This is a genomic window from Pseudomonas sp. RHF3.3-3 (genome assembly GCF_048069595.1).
Lineage (GTDB): Bacteria > Pseudomonadota > Gammaproteobacteria > Pseudomonadales > Pseudomonadaceae > Aquipseudomonas > Aquipseudomonas fuscovaginae_B.
Window position 1 is genome coordinate 6681649 of the sequence record NZ_CP182250.1, and the last position, 15164, is coordinate 6696812.

A 15164-nucleotide genomic window follows, 5' to 3' on the forward strand; every position below is an offset into this window, starting at 1 on the left:
ACCGCTCGGCCCCTGAACGGCTGTCGCCCGGCGTTGTCACGATCTTGTGGCGCGCACGACGGTCAACGTCAACCACTCATGCACTTGCGAGGACACTATGGCCCGTTTCGAACTGCAAAAACTCTACATTGACGGCGGCTACACCGACGCGGGCAGCGATGCCACGTTCGATGCCATCAACCCGGCTAACGGTGAAGTTCTCGCCAAAGTGCAGCGTGCGACCAAGGACGACGTCGAACGCGCCGTGGTCAGCGCCGAGAAGGGCCAGAAGATCTGGGCCGCCATGACCGCCATGGAGCGTTCGCGCATCCTGCGTCGCGCCGTGGAAATCCTCCGTGAGCGCAACGACGAACTGGCCGTGCTGGAAACCCTCGACACCGGCAAGGCCTACTCCGAAACCCGCTATGTCGACATCGTCACCGGTGCCGACGTGCTCGAATACTACGCGGGCCTGGTGCCGGCGATCGAAGGCGAGCAGATTCCGCTGCGCACCACCTCGTTCGTCTACACCCGCCGCGAGCCGCTGGGCGTGGTCGCCGGTATCGGCGCGTGGAACTACCCGATCCAGATCGCCCTGTGGAAATCCGCCCCGGCCCTGGCCGCCGGCAACGCGATGATCTTCAAGCCGAGCGAAGTCACTTCGCTGACCACCCTGAAGCTGGCCGAGATCTACACCGAGGCCGGCCTGCCGGCTGGCGTGTTCAACGTCCTGACCGGCAGCGGCCGTGAAGTCGGCACTTGGCTGACCGAACACCCGCGCATCGAGAAGGTCTCCTTTACCGGCGGCACCGACACCGGCAAGAAGGTCATGGCCAGCGCCTCGAGCTCGTCGCTCAAGGACGTGACCATGGAACTGGGCGGCAAGTCGCCACTGATCATCTTCGACGACGCCGACCTGGATCGCGCCGCCGACACCGCGATGATGGCCAACTTCTACAGCTCCGGCCAGGTCTGCACCAACGGCACCCGCGTATTCGTGCCGAGCCACCTGAAAGCCGCCTTCGAAGCCAAGATCGTCGAGCGCGTGGCGCGCATCCGCGTCGGCAACCCGGAAGACGAGAACACCAACTTCGGTCCGCTGGTCAGCTTCGCCCACATGGAAAGCGTGCTGGGCTACATCGCCAAGGGCAAGGAAGAAGGTGCCCGCCTGCTGTGCGGCGGCGAGCGCCTGGGTGGCGAATTCGCCAACGGCGCCTATGTCGCACCGACCGTGTTCACCGACTGCACCGACGACATGACCATCGTCCGTGAGGAAATCTTCGGCCCGGTGATGAGCATCCTCACCTACGAGACCGAGGAAGAAGTGATCCGTCGCGCCAACGACACCGACTTCGGCCTGGCCGCCGGCCTCGTGACCCGTGACCTGAACCGCGCCCACCGCGTGATCCACCAGCTCGAAGCCGGCATCTGCTGGATCAACGCCTGGGGCGAGTCCGACGCGAAGATGCCGGTCGGCGGCTACAAGCAGTCGGGTGTCGGCCGTGAGAACGGTATCAGCTCGCTGAACAACTTCACTCGCATCAAATCGGTACAGGTCGAACTGGGCGACTACGTCTCGGTGTTCTGACCCCGAGCCCTGTATTGCCCGCGAGGCCGTTTTCGCGGGCAAGCCCTGCTCCTACAGGGTCCCGGCGTACTGCTGTCATGTGTACGCCCCCTGCAGGAGCGTGGCTCGCCCGCGAACGAGTGCAACGCACTCGCCATGGCCTGCCCCGACCCACTTCAAGAGAGGGAGTGCATTTCATGTCCCAAGAATACGATTACATCATCGTCGGTGCCGGCTCGGCCGGTAACACCCTGGCCACCCGCCTGACCGAAGACGCAGGCGTCACCGTGCTGCTGCTCGAAGCCGGCGGCCCCGACTACCGCTTCGACTTCCGCACCCAGATGCCCGCCGCCCTGGCCTTCCCGCTGCAGGGCCGGCGCTACAACTGGGCCTACGAGACCGACCCGGAGCCGCACATGGACGGCCGCCGCATGGAATGTGGCCGCGGCAAGGGTCTGGGCGGTTCCTCGCTGATCAACGGCATGTGCTACATCCGCGGCAACGCCATGGACTACGACGGCTGGGCCAAGCTGCCAGGCCTGGAAGACTGGAGCTACCTGGACTGCCTGCCGTACTTCCGCAAGGCGGAAACCCGTGACATCGGCCCCAACGACTACCACGGCGGCGAAGGCCCGGTGCGGGTGACCACGCCCAAGGCCGGCAACAATCCGCTGTTCCACGCCATGGTCGAGGCCGGCGTGCAGGCCGGCTACCCGCGCACTGAAGACCTCAACGGCTACCAGCAGGAAGGCTTCGGTCCGATGGACCGTACCGTGACGCCGAACGGCCGTCGCTCCAGCACCGCCCGCGGCTACCTGGATATCGCCAAGAAGCGTTCGACCCTGACCATCGTCACCCACGCCCTGACCGACAAGGTGCTGTTCGAAGGCAAGCGTGCCATCGGTGTGCGTTACCTGGTGGGTTCGGCCGAAGAGCGCGTCGAAGCCCGTGCGCGCAAGGAAGTCATTGTCTGCAGCGGCGCGATCGCCTCGCCCCAACTGCTGCAGCGTTCCGGCGTCGGCCCGCGCAAGCTGCTCGAAAGCCTGGACATCCCGGTGGTGCATGACCTGCCGGGCGTCGGCGAGAACCTGCAGGACCATCTCGAGCTGTACCTGCAGTACGCCTGCACGCAGCCGGTGTCGCTGTACCCCTCGCTGCTGTGGTGGAACCAGCCGGCCATCGGTGCCGAGTGGCTGTTCAATGGCACCGGCATCGGCGCCAGCAACCAGTTCGAGGCCGGCGGTTTCATTCGCACCCGTCCGGAATTCGAATGGCCGAACATCCAGTACCACTTCCTGCCGGTCGCCATTAACTACAACGGCAGCAACGGCGTGAAGGAACACGGCTTCCAGGCGCACATGGGCTCGATGCGTTCGCCGAGCCGTGGCCGCGTGCAGCTCAAGTCCAAGGACCCGCGCCAGCACCCGAGCATCCTGTTCAACTACATGGCCACCGAGCAGGACTGGCAGGAATTCCGCGACGGCATCCGCCTGACGCGCGAGATCATGGCGCAGCCGGCACTGGACGCCTACCGTGGCCGCGAGCTGAGCCCGGGGATCGAGGTGCAGACCGACGAGGAACTCGACAAGTTCATCCGCGAACACGCCGAGACCGCGTTCCACCCGTCCTGCTCGTGCAAGATGGGCACCGACGAGATGGCGGTGGTCGACGGCCAGGGCCGCGTGCATGGCATGCAGGGCCTGCGGGTGGTCGACGCGTCGATCATGCCGATCATCACCACCGGCAACCTGAACGCGCCGACGATCATGATCGCCGAAAAAATCGCCGACAAGATCCGTGGCCGCCAGCCACTGCCGCGCAGCACGGCTCCCTATTACGTCGCGGGCGAGGCACCGGTGCGTGGCAAGCCGCTGCGTGAAGTGAGCCATCCCGCGAAGTAAGTGGCGCCTTGATCATTCCCACGCTCTGCGTGGGAATGCCTCCCTGGACGCCCGGCATCCGCTCTTGTGACGCAGAGCGTCACGGGCTGGGTTCCCACGCCAGAGCGTGGGAACCATCATGCCCTCTGCCATCAGATCTCTCCCCGACATTTTGTTTCTCCGACTGGATTGCGCGCGCCTGACGCCGCACTATGACGGTACTGGCGCCAAGCGCCCCTCACCGACATTTCCAGGGAGGTGTCCTCATGTTCGATTTCCACCCCCAGCTCAAGCAGCACTTCGCCGCCTTGCGCACCGGGGCCGAATTCTTTTCGCTGCGCTACGTGCGCCAGACCGGCCAATACCTGTCGGTGCGCAAGAACGTTCCGGAGCCCCCCAGCCTGAGCCGTGACGAAGGCGCGATGCTGACCGTACGGGTCAATGGTGTCGAAGCTTATGCCGCCACCAACGATCTCTCCCGCCAGGGCCTGCAGGCCGCGCTGCAACGGGCCGAGGACCAGGCGCGGCTGATCGGCGCCCGTGCCCTGCTCGACCTGCGCCAGCAGGCCGTATCCAGCGAGCGTGGCGACTACCGTTCGCCGCAGCTCGACCAGGCGTTCCCGTCGCTGAGCGACTGCTACGACCTGCTCGCCGCCGAGTCCGCGGCCGTGCCCCGGGACGAGCGCCTGGTGAACTGGGAAGTCAGCCTCGGCGTGAACCACGTCGAGCAGATCTACCTCAACAGCGCCGGCGCCGAACTGCGCCAGGCCCAGCGTTTCGTCTTTCCGGGTCTGAGCGTCACCGCCTTCGACGGCATGGACAGCCAGACCCGCACCCTCGGCCGCGAGAACTTCGGCCAGCAGGGTGGCGCCGAGGTGCTCGGCCGTTCGGGGCTGATCGGCGCCGGCGCACGGGTCGCCGACCAGGCCCTGCAACTGCTGCTGGCCCCCAACACGCCATCCGGCCCGCGTGACCTGCTGCTGACCCCGGACCAGATGATCCTGCAGATCCACGAGTCCATCGGCCACCCGCTGGAACTGGACCGCATCCTCGGCGACGAGCGCAACTACGCCGGCACCAGCTTCGTCCGGGCCAGCGACTTCGGCCACCTGCAATACGGTTCCAGCCTGCTCAACGTGACCTTCGACCCGGAGATTCCCGAGCAGTTGGCCAGCTATGCCCATGACGACGACGGCAGCGCCGCCCGCAAGCAGTTCCTGATCCGCGAAGGCCTGCTGCTGCGGCCGCTGGGTGGCGCACTGTCGCAGTTCCGCGCCAACCTCGATGGCGTCGCCAACAGCCGCGCCTGCAGCTGGAACCGGCCACCGATCGATCGCATGGCGAACCTCAACATCGAGCCGGGCGACCGCTCGTTCGAGCAACTGGTCGGCGGTATCGAGCACGGCATCCTGATGTCGACCAACCGTTCGTGGTCCATCGACGATGCCCGCAACAAGTTCCAGTTCGGCTGCGAATGGGGCCAGTTGATCGAGAACGGTGAACTCAAGGGCGTGGTCAAGAACCCCAACTACCGGGGGATTTCCGCACAGTTCTGGCGCAACCTCAGCGCGGTCGGCGATGCCGGCACCTTCAAGGTCCTCGGTACGCCGAACTGCGGCAAGGGCGAGCCCAACCAGGTGATCCGCGTCGGCCACGCCTCGCCGGCCTGCGTATTCAGCCAAGTCGATGTCTTCGGAGGAGATGCCTGATGATGGACTCCACTCATTTCCAGGCGCTGCTGGACGGGTTGCAGGCGAACCTGCGGACCACGGAACAATTCACCCTCGGCTATGCCGCCGAGTCGTCCGAGTTCATTCGCTTCAACCACGGCCGGGTGCGTCAGGCCGGCCAGGTCCAGCAGGCCAGTCTGAGCCTCAAGCTGATCGATGCGGGGCGCCACGCGGACCTGCAGATCACCCTCTGCGGTGAGGCGCAACAGGATCGCCAGCGTCTCGCCGACGGCCTGCAGCAATTGCGCGAGACCCTGCCGTTGCTACCGGCCGATCCCTATCTGCTGCTCAATCACACCGCCTGGCAAAGCCGCAGCGTGCAGCAGCAGCCGTTGCCCGACAGTACGCAGGTACTGGAAGAGATCAGCACCGCCGCGGCCGGCCTGGACCTGGTCGGTTTCTATGCCGCCGGCCCGATCAGCCGTGGCTTCGCCAGTTCGGACGGAGCGTTCGGCTGGCACCAGGCCAACAGCTTCAACTTCGACTGGAGCCTGTTCCACGACAACGGCCAGGCGGTGAAGGCCAGCTACGCCGGCGAACGCTGGGACAGCGAAAGCTTCGCCCGGCGCTTCCAGCAGGCCCGCGAACAACTGGCGTTCCTCGGCCGACCGCTACGCACCCTCGCTCCCGGCCAGTACCGCGCCTACCTGGCACCAGCGGCGCTGGAAGAGATCATGGGCATGCTCTGCTGGGGCGGCTTCTCGGCCCAGGCCATCGCCAGCAAGTACAGTCCGTTGCAGAAGCTGTATGCCGGCGAGGCGTCGTTCCATCCACAGGTCTGGCTGGACGAGCAGGTCAGCGGCTCGCTGAGCCCGGCCTTCTCCAGCGAAGGTTATCCACGCAGCGACCTGTCGCTGGTGGCCAGCGGTTCGGCCAACGAGCGCATGGTCAGTTCGCGCAGCGCCGCCGAGTATGGCCTGACCGCCAACGGCGCGGGCGGCGGCGAGTACCCCAGCGCGCTGGAGATGCGCGGCGGCCAGCTGGCGCAGGCGGATATTCTCAAGGCGCTGGACACCGGCCTGTATATCGGCAACCTGTGGTACCTGAACTATTCGGACCAGTCGGCGGCGCGCATGACCGGCATGACCCGCTTCGCCACCTTCTGGGTGGAGAACGGCGAGATCCAGGCACCGATCAGCACCATGCGCTTCGATGACAGTGTCTACAGCCTGCTGGGCAGCGAGCTGCTGGCCCTGACCACCGAGCGCGAACTGCTGCTGTCGGCCAGCACCTATGAACAGCGGCAGACCTCTTCCAACCTGCTGCCCGGTGCACTGATCGGCAAGCTGACCCTCACACTCTAAGAAGCCATGGGGGCGGGGTGCCCGCAAGCTGCAAAAAGCTTCGCGGGCAAGCCCGCTCCCACAATGCCCCTGCAAGCCCCCTGGCATCCCTGGCGGAAACACCCGCACACCTATCCATTCAGACTGTTGTCCCGCCAGCACGGGCGCGCTATACATACCCCTTCATCCGACACGGCATTAAAAAGCCAGCACCTCGCTCGTCTCCCGATCATGGATCCATCAGGCTTCACCCCCGATTTCGTTACTCAATGCCACGCCTCTTTCCTCTCTCGAAAGTGTTTTGCTGGAGTTTGATATGAATCACGGAAGCTTCGTCATCAACAATCTGTTCAGACATTTCAACATCCACGTCGAACGCATCGGCGATGACCCGTGCCGCAACACCGTGCTGATGGTCAACGGCGCCCTGTCCACCACCTCCTCCTTCACCCGCACCAGCAAGTGCCTGGCCGAACATTTCAACGTGCTGCTGTTCGACCTGCCCTTCGCCGGCCGCTCGCAGGCCCACAACCCCGACCCTGGCCTGGTGACCAAGGACGACGAGGTGCAGATACTCCTGGCGCTGATCGAGCGCTTCGCGGTCAACCACCTGGTGTCGGCGTCCTGGGGCGGGATATCCAGCCTGCTGGCCCTGGCCAGGAATCCGCCGACCATCGAGAGCTCGGTGATCATGGCCCTGGCCCCCGACCTCAACCCGCCGATGCTGGCCTATGTGCAGCGAGTGCACGAGCTGATCCAGGTCGACGACAAGTCCGCCATCGGCCACCTGCTCAATGACACCGTCGGCCACTTCCTCCCGCCTCGCCTCAAGACCACCAACCACCAGCACCTCGCCAACATGGCCAGCACCGAATACCGCCAGGCGCGCTTCCATATCGACCAGGTGCTGCAACTGGGTGACGGCAACTACCTGAAGACGCTCTCCGATATCCGCACGCCGGTGCACTTTCTCAACGGTGCCAAGGACATCTACACCCCTGCCGAAGGCGCCCGACAGTTCCAGCGGCATATTCCCCATTGCAGTTTTTCGGTGGCCGAGGACACCGGCCACCTGCTCGACCTGGAGTCACGGGTGGCCGCCGACAACGTGCACCGGGCACTGCTCGGTTTCCTGTTGAAGAAGGAGCAAATAGGGCTTCGGCACAGCGCTCAAGTGCAAACCGATCAGGCATAATCCGGTCCATCGCCTGCCAACGAAGAGCCGTTCCATGCCCGACCGTGCCCCGCTGGACGCAACGACCGCTCGCTGGCTGCCCTGGGTGGTAGCCATTGCCTTCTTCATGCAGTCCCTCGACGGGACGATCCTCAACACCGCCCTGCCCGCCATGGCCCGCGACCTGGCGGAGAACCCGCTGCGCATGCAGGGCGTGGTGATCGCCTACATGCTCACCGTGGCGTTGCTGATCCCGGCCTCGGGCTGGATTTCCGATCGCTTCGGCACCCGGCGGGTGTTCTTCAGCGCCATCCTGCTGTTCAGCATCGGTTCGCTGCTGTGCGCGCTGTCGAGCTCGCTGAACATGCTGGTCGGCGCCCGGGTGATCCAGGGCCTGGGCGGCTCGCTGATGCTGCCGGTGGGCCGGCTGGTGGTGCTGCGCGCCTACCCGCGCTCGGAGCTGGTGCGGATCATGGGCTTCATCACCATTCCCGGTCTGCTCGGCCCGTTGATCGGCCCGACCATGGGCGGCTGGATGGTGCAGTTCCTGACCTGGCACTGGATCTTCCTGATCAACCTGCCGGTGGGGCTGATCGGCTGCTATGCGGTGTGGAAGTTCATTCCCGACCTGCGCGGCAGCGAACGCACCCGTTTCGACAGCCTCGGTTTCCTGCTGTTCGGCGCGGCGATGCTGCTGATCACCATCGCCATGGAAGGCCTGGGCGAACTGCAACTGCCGCATCTGCGGGTGATGTTGCTGCTGTTCGCCGGCCTGGCCTGCCTGGCGGCCTACTGGCTGCGCGCCGGGCATGTCGACAATCCGTTGTTCGCGCCGTCGCTGTTCAAGACCCGGACCTTCGCCGTGGGCATCCTCGGCAACCTGTTCGCCCGTCTGGGCAGCGGCGCCCTGCCGTTCCTGGTGCCGTTGCTGCTGCAGGTGGCGCTGGGCTACTCGCCGTCCCAGGCCGGGATGAGCATGCTGCCGCTGGCCGCGGCGGCGATGTTCGCCAAGTCGATCGCCCGTCCGCTGATCGAGCGCCTGGGTTATCGCATCGTCCTCACCGGCAACACCCTGGCCCTGGGCATCATGCTCGCCGCCCTGGGGCTGGTCACCGAACACACGCCCTATCCACTGCTGCTGGGCATGCTGGCGGTGGCCGGGGCGATCAACTCGCTGCAGTTCACCGCGATGAACACCGTGACCCTGATCGACCTTGACGACAAGGCGGCCAGCAGCGGCAACAGCCTGCTGTCGGTGGTGGCGCAACTGTCGCTGAGCCTCGGCGTGGCCTGCGCCGGTGCGCTGCTCGGCGGCTTTACCGCGGCGATCGGCAACGATGGCGTGGAAACGGTGCTCGGCGCCTTCCAGCTGACCTTCCTCACCGTGGGCATCATGGCGATGCTGGCGGCGGCGATCTTCCTGCAACTCTCGCCCCAGGACGGACGCCGGGCGCGGGTGGTGCGGGAGCAGCATATCGAGCACTGAGCCAGGAGCTCGCTGCCTAGGGGAGCGCACACCTCCCCAGGGCGGTCCAGGGGGCGATCTTGAGGACCTGTTCGCGGGTGAATCCGATGCCCACGACTTGCATCCCGCCGATTATGGCGCAGGCCCGCAGATAAGGATGAGGATATCTGACTACTTTTCGTCCAGAAATTACGGATTGCCGGGGCGAGACTGATACACTACGCGGCATTTTTTCTTGCAGGCCCGTCCCGTGACCACCATCGCCACCGCTTTCAACTCGCTGCCCCTGTCCGCCGCCATGCTGGCTAACCTGGAATCCCTCGGTTATGCCCAGATGACGCCGATCCAGGCACAGAGCCTGCCGGTGATGCTCAAGGGCATGGACCTGATCGCCCAGGCCAAGACCGGCAGCGGCAAGACCGCCGCCTTCGGCATCGGCCTGCTGAACCCGATCAACCCGCGGTTCTTCGGCTGCCAGGCGCTGGTGATCTGCCCGACCCGCGAGTTGGCCGACCAGGTCGCCAAGGAAATCCGCCGCCTGGCCCGTGCCGAAGACAACATAAAGGTGCTGACCCTGTGCGGCGGCGTGCCTTTCGGCCCGCAGATCGCCTCGCTGGAGCACGGCGCGCACATCATCGTCGGCACTCCGGGGCGCATCCAGCAGCACCTGGACAAGGGCACGCTGGTCTTGCGCGGGCTCAACACCCTGGTGCTCGACGAAGCCGACCGCATGCTCGACATGGGCTTTCACGACGCCATCGAGGCGATCATCGCCCAGACCCCGGAGCGCCGGCAGACCCTGCTGTTCTCGGCCACCTACCCGGCCGGCATCAAGCAGTTGGCAGCCAAGTTCATGCGCGACCCGCAGCAGGTCAAGGTCGAGACCCTCCACACCGACAGCCAGATCGAGCAGCGCTTCTTCGAAGTGGCGCCGCAGGAACGCCTGGAGGCGGTGGTGAAGGTGCTCCACCACTATCGTCCGCAATCGTGCGTGGCGTTCTGCTTCACCAAGCAACAGGTGCAGGAAACCGTCGACCTGCTCAGTGCCAAGGGCATCTGCGCCGTCGGCCTGCACGGCGACCTGGAGCAGCGCGACCGAGACCAGGTCCTGGCGATGTTCGCCAACCGCAGTACCTCGGTGCTGGTGGCCACCGACGTCGCTGCCCGCGGCCTGGATATCGATGCCCTGGACATGGTGATCAACGTCGAGCTGGCCCGTGACCCGGAGATTCACATCCACCGCGTCGGCCGCACCGGCCGTGCCGGCGAGAAGGGCATCGCGGTGAGCCTGGTGGCCCCGGCCGATGCCCATCGGGCGCGGGCGATCGAGGAATTGCAGAAGGCCCCGCTGCTCTGGGAACAGCTCGACAGTCTCAAGGCCAAGGGCGGCGGCCCTCTGCTGCCGGCCATGAGCACCCTGTGCATCGCCGCCGGGCGCAAGGACAAGGTACGTCCGGGCGACATCCTCGGCGCCCTGACCGGCGACGCCGGGATTCCCGGGGCCCAGGTCGGCAAGATCGCGATTTTCGATTTCCAGGCCTATGTGGCGGTGGAACGCGGTATCGCCAAGCAGGCCCTGCAGCGCCTGAACAGCGGCAAGATCAAGGGCCGTTCGCTGCGCGTGCGGATTCTCTGATAGCCGCCAGGTCCATCTGTGGGGGCCGACGACCCCGGCCAGGCTGACTGGCCCATTCGCGGGCAAGCCCGCGCCCACTAAGGCCAGGGACCGGCTCCACCCCAACAGAAACCGAGTGAGGACAGCGCTGTGCGCTCTACTGAAGTTGTGATCATCGGCGCCGGTGCCGCCGGCCTGATGTGTGCCTTTACCGCCGCTGCCCGTGGGCGCCAGGTGCTGCTGCTCGACCATGCCAACAAGGCCGGGAAGAAGATCCTCATGTCCGGTGGCGGGCGCTGCAACTTCACCAACCTGTACACCGAACCGGGCAACTTCCTTTCGCAGAACCCGCATTTCTGCAAGTCGGCGCTGGCCCGCTACACCCAGTGGGACTTCATCGCAATGGTCGCCAAGCACGGCGTTCCCTACCACGAGAAGAAGCTCGGCCAGCTGTTCTGCGACAACAAGTCCAGCGACATCCTCGGCATACTGCTGGACGAATGCGACCAGGCCGGCGTCGAACTGCACCTGGACACTTCCATCGAACACATCGAAAAGCTGGACAGCGGTTACCTGCTGCAAACCACCCTTGGCCCGGTCACCTGCCAGTCGCTGGTGATCGCCACCGGCGGGCTGTCGATCCCGACCCTCGGCGCCACCGGTTTCGGCTACCAGGTCGCCCGGCAGTTCGGCCACCAGGTGTTACCGACCCGCGCAGGGCTGGTGCCGTTCACCATTACCGATCAACTCAAGGCGCTGTGCACGGAACTGTCGGGGACCTCGGTCGATTGCCTGGTGAGCTGCAACGACCAGGGTTTCCGGGAAAACATCCTGTTCACCCACCGCGGCCTCAGCGGCCCGGCGATCCTGCAGGTGTCCTCGTTCTGGCAGCCAGGCGACACGGTGCATATCAACCTGCTGCCGGACCACGATGCCCTGCAGTGGCTGCAACAGCAGCAGGCCGAGCGGCCCAACAGTGAACTCAAGACTCTGCTGGGCGAAATCTTCACCAGGAAAATGGCCAACCTGCTGGCCGAACACTGGTTCGTGTCCAGGCCGATGAAGCAGTACACCCCGGCCGAGCTGGCCGAGGTGGCCGGCAAGCTCGGCGACTGGCAGGTGATTCCGGCGGGAACCGAGGGTTATCGTACGGCCGAGGTCACCCTGGGCGGGGTCGACACCCGCGAGGTGTCGTCCAAGACCATGGAATCGCTGAAGAGCCCGGGGCTGTATTTCGTCGGTGAGGTACTGGACGTCAGCGGCCACCTGGGTGGGTTCAACTTCCAGTGGGCGTGGGCTTCGGGGTATGCAGCGGCACAGTTCGTCTGAGGCGTTGCGGCAGATGGCGCTGACACCGATCGCCAGCCAGCGGAGCGCCACCCACCGGAACAGATTTTGCTTTGTTTGCATGTGGCGCCATTGCACCGCCACCCGTCTATAAGCTAATACAGATCAACCGCTTGGCAGGCTCTCACACCTTCATGGCATCGACCTCGTTCAACCAGTCCCTGCGCCGCCTCTGGGCGCTGGACAAATTCAGTTATAGCGTTCGGGTATTCATCGCACTGAGCGGCATCATGGCGCTGTGCTGGTTCCAGAACGAAATGAAGCTGCTGATCCCACTGTTCCTCGGGGTCATCGCCTGCGCCCTGGCCGAGACCGATGACAGCTGGCAGGGGCGCCTCAATGCCCTGGCGGTGACCCTGGTCTGTTTCAGCGTGGCGGCCTTCTCGGTCGAGCTGCTGTTCCCCTACCCCTGGGTATTCGTGGTGGCCATGGCCCTGGCGGCCTTTGCCCTGACCATGCTCGGGGCGCTGGGTGAACGTTATGGCGCGATCGCTTCGGCCACCCTGATTCTCTCGGTCTACACCATGATCGGCGTGGACCAGCGCGGCGGTGAAGTCACCAACCTCTGGCACGAGCCTCTGCTGCTGGTGGCCGGCGCCGCCTGGTACGGCGTGCTTTCGGTGCTGTGGCAGGCGATGTTCTCCAACCAGCCGGTACAGCAGAGCCTGGCCAAGCTGTTTCGCGAGCTGGGCTACTACCTCAAGCTCAAGTCATCGCTGTTCGAACCGATCCGCCAGCTGGACGTGGAAGCCCGGCGCCTGGAACTGGCCCAGCAGAACGGCCGGGTGGTCGCGGCGCTGAACACCGCCAAGGAAATCATCCTGCATCGGGTCGGCAACGGCCGGCCGGGCTCGAAGGTCAGCCGCTACCTGAAGCTGTATTTCCTCGCCCAGGATATCCACGAACGCGCCAGTTCCTCGCACTACCCGTACAACGCCCTGGCCGAAGCCTTTTTCCACAGCGACGTGCTGTTCCGCTGCCAGCGCCTGCTGCGCCAGCAGGGCAAGGCCTGCCGGGAGCTGGCGGCCTCGATCCAGTTGCGCCAGCCGTTCGTCTATGACGCCAGCTTCGCCGAGGCCCTGGCGGACCTGCATGCCTCGATGGAGCATCTGCGCATCCAGAGCAATCCGGCCTGGCGCGGGCTGCTGCGCTCGCTGCGGGCACTGGCCGCCAACCTCAGCACCCTCGACCGCCTGCTCAGCGCCGCGAGCAATCCCGACAGCCTGGCCGACGCCAGCGACAGCAGCCTGCTGGACCGCTCGCCCCGCAACTTCAAGGACGTGCTGACGCGCCTGCGTACCCAACTGACGCCGACCTCGCTGCTGTTCCGCCATGCCTTGCGCCTGCCGCTGGCCTTGAGCGTCGGCTACGGCATGGTGCACCTGGTGCACCCGTCCCAGGGCTACTGGATCATTCTCACCACCCTGTTCGTCTGCCAGCCGAACTACGGCGCCACGCGGCGCAAGCTCGGCCAGCGGATCATCGGTACCGCCTTCGGCCTGACCGCGGCCTGGGCCCTGTTCGACCTGTTCCCCAGCCCGCTGATCCAGGCGTTCTTCACCATCGCCGCCGGCCTGGTGTTCTTCATCAACCGCACCACCCGCTACACCCTGGCGACGGCCGCCATGACCCTGATGGTGCTGTTCTGCTTCAACCAGGTGGGTGACGGCTACGGGCTGTTCCTGCCACGCCTGTTCGATACCCTGCTGGGCAGCCTGATCGCCGGCCTGGCGGTGTTCCTGTTCCTGCCGGACTGGCAGGGGCGACGCCTGAACAAGGTGCTGGCCAATACCCTGACCTGCAACAGTCTGTACCTGCGCCAGGTGATGCAGCAGTACGGCCAGGGCAAGAGCGATGACCTGGCCTACCGCCTGGCACGTCGCAACGCCCACAACGCCGATGCGGCGCTGTCGACCACGCTGGCGAACATGCTGATGGAGCCGGGGCACTTCCGCAAGGAGGCCGACGTCGGCTTCCGCTTCCTGGTGCTGTCGCACACCCTGCTCAGCTACCTCTCGGGGCTCGGCGCGCACCGCGAGAACCCGTTGCCGGCGGAGGCCCGCGAACACCTGATCAATGGCGCCGGCGCCACGCTGGCCAACAGCATCGAGCAGATCGCCATCGGCCTGGCGAACAAGACGCCCATCGAAGTCCAGAGCGACGCTGAAGAAGCCCTGGCCAACGAACTGGAACAGATGCCGGAAGAAATCGACGAAATCCAGCGTCTGGTCCAGACCCAGCTGGCGCTGATCTGCCGGCAGTTGGGGCCATTGCGCACGCTGGCGGCGCACCTGATCAAGGGGGCGGAAGAACAGGCGCCGGTGTAAAGCCGCCAACCGCTTCGCGGGGCTTGCCCGCGAAGCTTTCGATCCGACAATCACATGCCGTGCAATTCGAGCAGGCGCTGATAACTTCCATCCGCCTTCATTGCGGCGATCTCACGGTCGAAGCCGGCGACAATCTGCTCATGCTGGGGATTCTGCAGGCTGACCAGGATATGCAACCCATTCTCCGTAAGCGGCTTGGGCAGGAACTCCACCGCATCGCGCACCTCGGGCGACTCCTGGCCAAGGTAGTAACGCGCCACATACTCATCCTCCAGCGTCAGCTTCACCCGCTCCGCCGCCAACATGCGTACGGCCAGGGCGAAGTTGTGCACCGGCACCTTCTGTAAGCGGGTATCGGCTTCGAACTCGCTGGAATAGGCATAATCACGCACCACCGCGATCGGGTAGCCGTGCAACTGCTGCAGGTTGTCATAGCTGATCGACGAGCCCTTGTGCCGGAGGAACATCACCCGGTTCATCAGGTACTCGCCCGAGAATTGCCCCAGCAGGGTCCTGTCCTTGCTGTACCAGGCGTTAATCAGGACATCGTAACGACCTTCGCCGACGCCCTTGAGTGCCCGCGCCCAGGGCACCTGTTCGAATTGACTGGCATAACCGGCACGGGCCAGGGCCGTACTGACGATATCGGTCGCCAGGCCACCATTGACCAGGCCCACATCGGTGAAGGGCGGCCAGGCATCGGCGACCAGACGCAGCTTTTGCGCAACCGCACCCTGTGCGAGCAACAACAATCCAAGCAAGGCAAAAGCTCGATGCAGTCGCGACATGCCAAAGAT

10 protein-coding genes are annotated in these 15164 nt (G+C 65.2%); 9 read left to right on the forward strand and 1 reads right to left on the reverse strand.

Features of this window, described 5'->3' with window-relative positions:
* The first annotated feature begins 97 nt into the window (after positions 1–97).
* The 9 genes from betB (at position 98) to yccS (ending at position 14367) form a co-directional block, all read left to right on the forward strand.
* Positions 98–1567: a betaine-aldehyde dehydrogenase gene (gene betB / locus ACMGT0_RS29445; protein ID WP_054060907.1), complete on the forward strand. Its 1470-nt coding sequence runs from the start codon at positions 98–100 to the stop codon at positions 1565–1567.
* A 176-nt stretch (positions 1568–1743) separates the two neighbouring features.
* On the forward strand, positions 1744–3447 hold the full coding sequence (gene betA, locus ACMGT0_RS29450; protein ID WP_054060908.1) for a choline dehydrogenase: 1704 nt from the start codon (positions 1744–1746) through the stop codon (positions 3445–3447).
* A 245-nt stretch (positions 3448–3692) separates the two neighbouring features.
* Positions 3693–5135 (forward strand): TldD/PmbA family protein, encoded by a 1443-nt coding sequence (locus ACMGT0_RS29455; RefSeq protein ID WP_054063509.1) that lies wholly within the window; start codon positions 3693–3695, stop codon positions 5133–5135.
* 2 nt (positions 5136–5137) lie between these two features.
* Positions 5138–6460 (forward strand): TldD/PmbA family protein, encoded by a 1323-nt coding sequence (locus ACMGT0_RS29460; RefSeq protein ID WP_416773581.1) that lies wholly within the window; start codon positions 5138–5140, stop codon positions 6458–6460.
* Positions 6461–6755: 295 nt separating this feature from the next.
* Entirely contained in the window at positions 6756–7634 is an 879-nt protein-coding gene (locus ACMGT0_RS29465; RefSeq protein WP_054059938.1) for an alpha/beta fold hydrolase, read from the forward strand.
* A gap of 34 nt (positions 7635–7668) precedes the next feature.
* Positions 7669–9099: a multidrug transporter subunit MdtD gene (gene mdtD / locus ACMGT0_RS29470; protein ID WP_054059937.1), complete on the forward strand. Its 1431-nt coding sequence runs from the start codon at positions 7669–7671 to the stop codon at positions 9097–9099.
* Positions 9100–9376: 277 nt separating this feature from the next.
* Positions 9377–10714, forward strand: coding sequence for an ATP-dependent RNA helicase DbpA (gene dbpA, locus ACMGT0_RS29475; RefSeq protein WP_239688056.1), 1338 nt, complete (start codon positions 9377–9379; stop codon positions 10712–10714).
* Between the two features lie 129 nt (positions 10715–10843).
* Entirely contained in the window at positions 10844–12022 is a 1179-nt protein-coding gene (locus tag ACMGT0_RS29480) for an NAD(P)/FAD-dependent oxidoreductase (RefSeq protein ID WP_054063510.1), read from the forward strand.
* Between the two features lie 152 nt (positions 12023–12174).
* Positions 12175–14367: a YccS family putative transporter gene (gene yccS / locus ACMGT0_RS29485; RefSeq protein WP_054059935.1), complete on the forward strand. Its 2193-nt coding sequence runs from the start codon at positions 12175–12177 to the stop codon at positions 14365–14367.
* Positions 14368–14417: 50 nt separating this feature from the next.
* On the opposite strand, the gene ACMGT0_RS29490 is transcribed toward yccS, so the two are convergent.
* Positions 14418–15155, reverse strand: coding sequence for a substrate-binding periplasmic protein (locus ACMGT0_RS29490; protein ID WP_054059934.1), 738 nt, complete (start codon positions 15153–15155; stop codon positions 14418–14420).
* Positions 15156–15164 lie beyond the last annotated feature (9 nt).